The sequence below is a fragment of the Candidatus Hinthialibacter antarcticus genome, from assembly GCA_030765645.1.
GTDB lineage: Bacteria > Hinthialibacterota > Hinthialibacteria > Hinthialibacterales > Hinthialibacteraceae > Hinthialibacter > Hinthialibacter antarcticus.
This window is the reverse complement of record JAVCCE010000073.1, coordinates 108,330-114,912: the sequence shown is the minus strand read 5'-3', so window position 1 is coordinate 114,912 and position 6,583 is coordinate 108,330. Positions and strand designations below refer to the sequence as shown.

5 protein-coding genes are annotated in these 6,583 nt (G+C 49.5%); 3 read left to right on the top strand and 2 right to left on the bottom strand.

What is annotated here, in order from left to right; translation table 11 throughout:
* The 3 genes from P9L94_18860 to P9L94_18850 all read left to right on the top strand — a co-directional run.
* Positions 1–192 (top strand): hypothetical protein (locus P9L94_18860; protein MDP8246151.1); only part of this gene is annotated, 192 nt, incomplete at its 5' end.
* Positions 193–1,056: 864 nt separating this feature from the next.
* Positions 1,057–3,612 (top strand): flagellin, encoded by a 2,556-nt coding sequence (locus P9L94_18855; GenBank protein ID MDP8246150.1) that lies wholly within the window; start codon positions 1,057–1,059, stop codon positions 3,610–3,612.
* Positions 3,613–3,686: 74 nt separating this feature from the next.
* Positions 3,687–3,881, top strand: coding sequence for a hypothetical protein (locus P9L94_18850; GenBank protein MDP8246149.1), 195 nt, complete (start codon positions 3,687–3,689; stop codon positions 3,879–3,881).
* 134 nt (positions 3,882–4,015) lie between these two features.
* Here P9L94_18850 and P9L94_18845 read toward each other — a convergent pair whose 3' ends face one another.
* Positions 4,016–5,479 carry an ATP-binding protein gene (locus P9L94_18845; protein ID MDP8246148.1) on the bottom strand — a complete coding sequence of 488 codons (1,464 nt, stop codon included), beginning with the start codon at positions 5,477–5,479 and terminating at the stop codon, positions 4,016–4,018.
* 42 nt (positions 5,480–5,521) lie between these two features.
* Entirely contained in the window at positions 5,522–6,295 is a 774-nt protein-coding gene (locus P9L94_18840) for a hypothetical protein (GenBank protein MDP8246147.1), read from the bottom strand.
* Positions 6,296–6,583 lie beyond the last annotated feature (288 nt).

Here is a 6,583-nt window from a genome sequence, read left to right as displayed (position 1 = left end):
GTGCATAAGGGCCTGAAAGCCCGCACTGAAGCCAATGTAATTGACTTAAGACTTTTAGCCCCCCTTATTAAGGGGGACGGCGCTGAAAGCGCCAGGGGGGGATATCAAAACAGCACAAACAAAGCAATACATTCAAGCAATATTTCAAGGGCTGCCGTCGCTTCGCGACGCCTTGCCCTTGCCACCCCTTAAGTCAATGACATTGGCACTGAAGCGAGCAGGGTTGTACCCATGACTATTAGATGGTTTCTAGAAATTTCAATTTAGTACACCATTTACGGAAGAACCAAAATTCTCATCCTCAAGCCTTGATAGAGTTCCAAACAATAAAACTCTCAAATTGATTAAATTTTTTCTCAAGTTTTCTATTAACCCGCCGACAACTATAAGCGACAAGGGGAAACTCCAAGAAAACGCAAACGGGACGCCCCCTTACAAAAAACAGATTGAATCAAGGCTGAAAGAGACGGAAGAAAATGATAAAAACCCCTAAAAACAGGCAAAAAAAAGGGCTAAATCACTTCGTCCGTCTACTCGAACAAGGCCTCGGAAACCATCGAACAACAAGAAAAACGAGAGTGAGATAACCCTTAGATATTATATCGAAAAGTTATTTCCGATTCAATCTAATGTTGGTTAGTATTATCGGCTGAATGAACAAAATAATTAACAAATTTGTTGGAATTTTTCCCTACAAATTGCAAATAAAAAATAGAAACTTGTAAACAGAACAAAAGGAGGTGCTCAACTCAGAATCTAGCCAAGAAGTCGGTGAGGGCTGAATGACTTCGTCCGTCTGCTCGAACAAGGCCTCGGAAACCTTTAATTCGGACGCATGAGAAACGCCAGTACGCGTTCCTCCAGTTTCAACACTCACCCATCGACATGCAGTACCAATAAACGAAGGCGCTCGCGTAGGCGCTTAGCGGGTTCTCTCTACATGCGGTCGCAGAGAGAAACAGCTAATCGGTTCCTATCGCCCGAGCGTTTAAGGCCACGTGCGTTTTGCACCCGGCATTGGATGCCGGGGCCAGAGTCTCAAGGAGGACACTACCGATGGGAATCAATCGAATTGCAACCAATGTCACTTCTCTATCAGCACAGAGAAATGTCAATCAAACAGGCTTAAACTTACAACGTTCAATCGAACGTCTGTCTTCCGGTTTACGAATCAACAGAGCGGGCGATGACGCAGCGGGCTTAACAGTCGCCAACCGTCTTCGGACGCAAAGCCAAGGCTTGAACGTCGCCATTGCCAACGCGCAAGACGGCATCAACGTCATCAGCGTGGCGGAAGGCGCACTCGACGAAACCACAAACCGCCTGAGCCGTATTCGTGAATTGGCGCTGCAAGCAGCCAACACAGGCGTCAACGACTTCGGCGCGCGTTCTGCGCTGCAAGACGAAGTTTTTCAAAGTATTGACGAAATCACTCGAATCGCCAATACAACCTTGTTTAGTAACAACTTTCTGCTTAAAGGCGATTTTTCGATTACTTCTGAATTAAAGAACGGCGTCCAAAATGTTGGCGCCAACCTAGACGTTTCCCCCGTCGCTAGCAACCTGGGCAACGGAACCGCGTTCTTAAACATCCGCCAAATGAAAGACGGCTTTAAGCAAATCACCGCTGGCGAAGCAGCTGGCGCCCAGCAAATTTTGAACACAGGCATCACCAATCAGAGTGATGTCGCTGTCAGTCTCGCTCTATTCACTGAAGGCGCAGTCGGACTTCAAAGCACGGCGGCAACCGGACTAAACGCAACGGGCGATAACTTACAAGACGTTTCGTTCTTTAGTGGTGTTTCGCTCGCCCGAACCGACATTTTTACGTTTACTGGTGTGCTCTCTGATGGCGTGACCGCGTTTAACGGCGCGATAAGCGTTAACCACGTCGGGACCAGCATCACGTTCGGTGCGTTTGTTTCAGCAGTTGGAACAGCTATTGCTGACGCTGAAGCAGCATTGTTTGGCGGTACGTCTAATGTTCCAAGCGAATTTAGAACAATCGCCAGCGCAGCAACAAGCGGCTCTAACCAAGGCCGTATTTTACTACGAAGCAGCCAAACGGCCTTTAGTGAAGCGACATTGAACATCAGTTTGGTCAATGCGAATGGTGACATTAAAACAAGCTCAAACGGCGTCGCTCGCGCACAAGAAATTGGAAACCAAAGCGCATTGGCAGGACAAGGCCAAGTCGGAAACTTAGTCACCGCAATTACGGGTTCAACGTTTGCTGACGGTGAATTTGACATCCAAGTTGAAGACGTCCAATCCGCCCAACAGCGTATTGTTGAAAACTCCCTGATCTTCCGTGACGGCAATGGCGCGATTCTCGACAAAACGACTTCATTAACTACATCGGGTAACAGTAACACGATGTTATTGAATGGAACCTTTGTCAGCGGCGTGTTTACAGGCGGTACAACGCTTCGTACAGGCGACACGGTTGACTTCACAGGGACAACCTCGGACGGCAATACCTTCCAAAGTACGTTTACGTTTAACCCGGTTCCTGGCGCGGGAGACTTTGACACTGATTTGAATGACTTCACATTCTCAAGCATCTCAGGTTTAGTCTCGGAACTGAATTTCAGGACCCGCGACTATGACGCTACGGCTACGGGCGCAACAGACGGCATCCAAACCCGCTTTGAAAACGCGCTCTTTACGTTTACGGCTGGAGGTCAAGTTCAGTTAATTGACGATTTAGGCCAGACAGATTCACAGTCAAACTTCACATTGACTTTCAATTTCTCCTCTGGCGGCGCCCGAACAAGCAATTCCACCATCCAAGATGACGGCAATCTGATCAAAGAAGGATTTGCTGAATCCGCCACGTTCCGTATTGATGGCGGTGAAGCCATACGCGCACAAGCGGGCGACGTGGTTACTCTGTTTGGTGAAGAATCAACCGCAGAGGGCGTACCGTCGCCTCAAGTTACGCTTCGCGTCGGCAGTGGTTTCACAACCGGCGTCGACAATTTTGAGAACCAACGCGACTTATATGCAGGTAAACTCAACGGCGGGCCGGAAGTGACCTTCCAGGCGGGCGACCAAGACGTCGTCTTCTTGTCGCAAACCACAGGCGGCGAGGCGGCTAAATTTGTTACCTTCGACTTCGATGACGTCATCGATGTCACCAGTACGTTTACGGGCAGCGACCCGGGCTTTACGGTCTTGATCTCAACCGTCAACAAAGGCTTGAATTTCCAGATCGGTTCCGGCGCAGACCAAAACATCAAGTTCTCTCTGGGCGATCTTCGCTCAGACAACTTGGGCTTTGGCCGCGACAGTGGACGAACGGTGTCTAACATCGACATCACCAACTTAACTGGCGCCAACGAAGCAATTCGCATCATTGACGAAGCGCTCGACCAAGTAAACCGTACGCGTTCAATTCTCGGCGCGGCGACCAACCGTCTCGAATCAACCGTCTCGAATTTGACTGTTGCATCCGAAAACTTGACGGCGTCTGAATCACGAATTCGCGACGCAGATATCGCGGCGGAAACAACCCGATTCACTCAGAACCAGGTCCTGTTACAGGCGGGCGTATCCGTCCTCGCGCAGGCGAATTTTCAAAGTCAGGGATTCCTACAACTTCTCGGCTAGAGAGGTGAGCGAGGCCGATGAGCGGAGCCTAACCGTTCCGCTCGTCGGTCTTATCGCAGTGGAAGGAGAGTATTATGTCTCAGGATGGCGTTTCCGGAACACAAGCCGTATCACAGTTGGTTTTCTCAATTGGCTCACGCGCCAACGGCGTCAAAGTCGCCGAAGGAGCGGTTCAACCGGTCGCCAAGGCCGAAGCCTCTACGCCGCAGCCCCAACAGAGCGCTCAAAATGCTCCCAAGGGAAGCGACAAAATCGACCTGACGGCCTGAGAGTATAGTATGGCGGTTGGTTTCAACACTCCCGCACGCGGGGCGAAAGCCTCGCGTTTTTGTATGTATAGGTGGAACGCTATGATGTACTCATGCCATACGCAGCAAACGATTAAGTAATTTTGACAAACGCTCTAAGCATGATACGCGGGAAAGTGCATGGAGAAGGTCGAACCCTTCCCTTCATCTGAGTCAAGCGAGATATGTCCGTGATGCGCTTCAATAATCGTCCGGGTGATACATAGGCCAAGCCCCGTCCCGCCGATATGGCGCGTTTGCGCATTCTTCACGCGGAAGAACTTTTGAAACAGCCGTTGCTGGTCGGCCTGGCTAATTCCAAATCCGTTATCGACGACCCGAACCACAACGCCCTCTCCTTCACGGGAGGCGCGAATCTCCACGGCGCCGCCGTCCGGCGTGTACTTGATCGCATTCGAGACCAAATTCGTCAGCGCCTGTTGCAAGCGGTCATTATCGCCGGAAATAAATAAATTCTCATCGGTTTCGCGAACGAGAGCGATCTTCTTCTGATCGGCTTGGGGCTTATGCGACAAAAACACATATTCGCATAAAAAGTTCACATCCACTTTGCCGAACGTCATGCTGAGTTTGCCGGATTCAAGCCGGGACAGATCAAGCATGTCGTCAATGAGCGACGCTAAGCGGTTGGCGTTTTGTGAAACAATGGTCAGATAATTTTTTAATGGATCCGGCGCGTCGCCCAAATCGCCGCCAAGGATCAAATCAATATACCCTTTGATCGAAGTCAGCGGCGAGCGCATCTCGTGAGAAACGATTGAAATCAAGTCGGCTTTCAAGCGGTCGAGTTCCGCTTGTTTGGTACGATCGAGTAGGATCAAGACAAACCCGACGAAGCGCTCATCTTCCACAATCGGCGAAGAGAATATACGAACGTCCCTCCCGGCGATGGTCAAATTGATGTTGCGTTTTTTAACCGATGACGGCTCATCAGGAGAATACCCCACCGCCGTTGACACCACCGGGCAAACTTCATGTAGCAACTTACGCAAGACCGACGCCCGGCTCAGTTGCAACAAGCGCCCCGCAACATCATTGAATTGCACGATGGCGCCGGTTTCGTCGCATCCCAACAGGCCTTCATCCATACCATTAATAATGGCTTCGGTTTTGCTTTTTTGTTCGGCGAGTTGGGTGGTTTTATCTAAGAGTTCGCGGGTCACAAACGCCAGTTGCTCACTCAGCTTTAATACGCGCTGGTCGTTGCTGCGGGCGGCTTCTTCGAGGCGTTGCAAGTCACCGTGTTCCGACTCTATTTCAAGCAGAAAGTGTTCGACGCCTGGCTGCGCTCCGAATGACAGGGGAACGATCCGAACAAAGGTTTCATATTCTTGTTCATGAAATTTCACATGCGCCGAAACCGGCTGTTTGGATTGGCTTGATTCTTGAATCGCCGCAAATAACGAATCGGCGTTCGTGGTCAATGACTGAATGGTTGTTTGTTCGGTTCCCACAAACGAGCGGGTCGCGGGGTTGCCATCGACAATTCGCCCTTCGATATCAATGATCAAAATGGGGTTGTGCGATTGGGTGGATGCTAGGTTTGTTTCCATCATCATGGGCGTCGCAATCAATAATAGAGATAAAATATTGTAACCGATTTAATCGGAGGCGCGGACTGAATCATTCGCAAAGCGTTCGAGCCGACTCGCAAAGCGGTCTCTCAACCACGTCTCCGTGATAATTGTTCTCAAAAACAGGTCTCGATATACATCTTCACGAAGCCAATACACGCGAAGCGTTTCAGCCGGGAACCGTTCTCGCTCAAACCGGTCGGTCAGGTCCGTCCGCCCCATCTCCCGAAGTAGCAGATCATAATACCCCTCCGGGACTGCTGCAGCGTGGATCGCGCCAACAAAAAGTTGTCGTAACGTTTCTCGCGGCGACGCGAACGAATGCCATTGGATGTCAGGGCCGCCTTGTTCTTGCATCCGGGCAATTTGGATGCCGCCGCCTATCGAAAAATCAGGAGAAACGACGCCGAGTAAATTTGTTGCGGGAGAACCGGACAGTTCCCGGATCAATTCGGCTTGTATCTGAAACGGTCGGCGAAATCGGAGCACCGGAACATACATAACATCCGCCGAATTGAGATGGGCTTGGGCAAATTCCCAATCCGCCTCGACGCATTGGGGCTGAAAATCTCGTAGTTGGTCAAGATATTCGGCTAACGAATCGCTGGATGGCTCAATGATATGCAGAGGTTTTTGAACATGGCGATAGATGCGGTTTTCGTGCCAAGCGTTTTCAAAATCAGCGGTAGCGATTTCTTCTCCGATGCTTGTCGCCTCACGAAGCGGCCACCGTAACAACAACCACTGATCGAGTTCTTGCGCAGAAACAGCGGCAACACCGACAAATATATATATGCTCACAGACAGCCGAGTCAGGAATAATTGCATGCGATCAAATTTGTATGACTTTTCGTCCATTTTTTGCCTATGCACAGATTTTACGATTCAATCGAACTTTTTTTTCATCGACTCTGTTGAATTCACCGAATCAAAAAAAACTTAACTTGTTCAAAGAATTAAACTTATAATCACAAAACATCCACTAAATAAATTATGTAAAAAATCTAAGATAAAGGGTTACACATTAGCGAATATCTGATATATTTTTATATGGTTGCATCAATTCAACAAGAAATTGAGGCCACATAC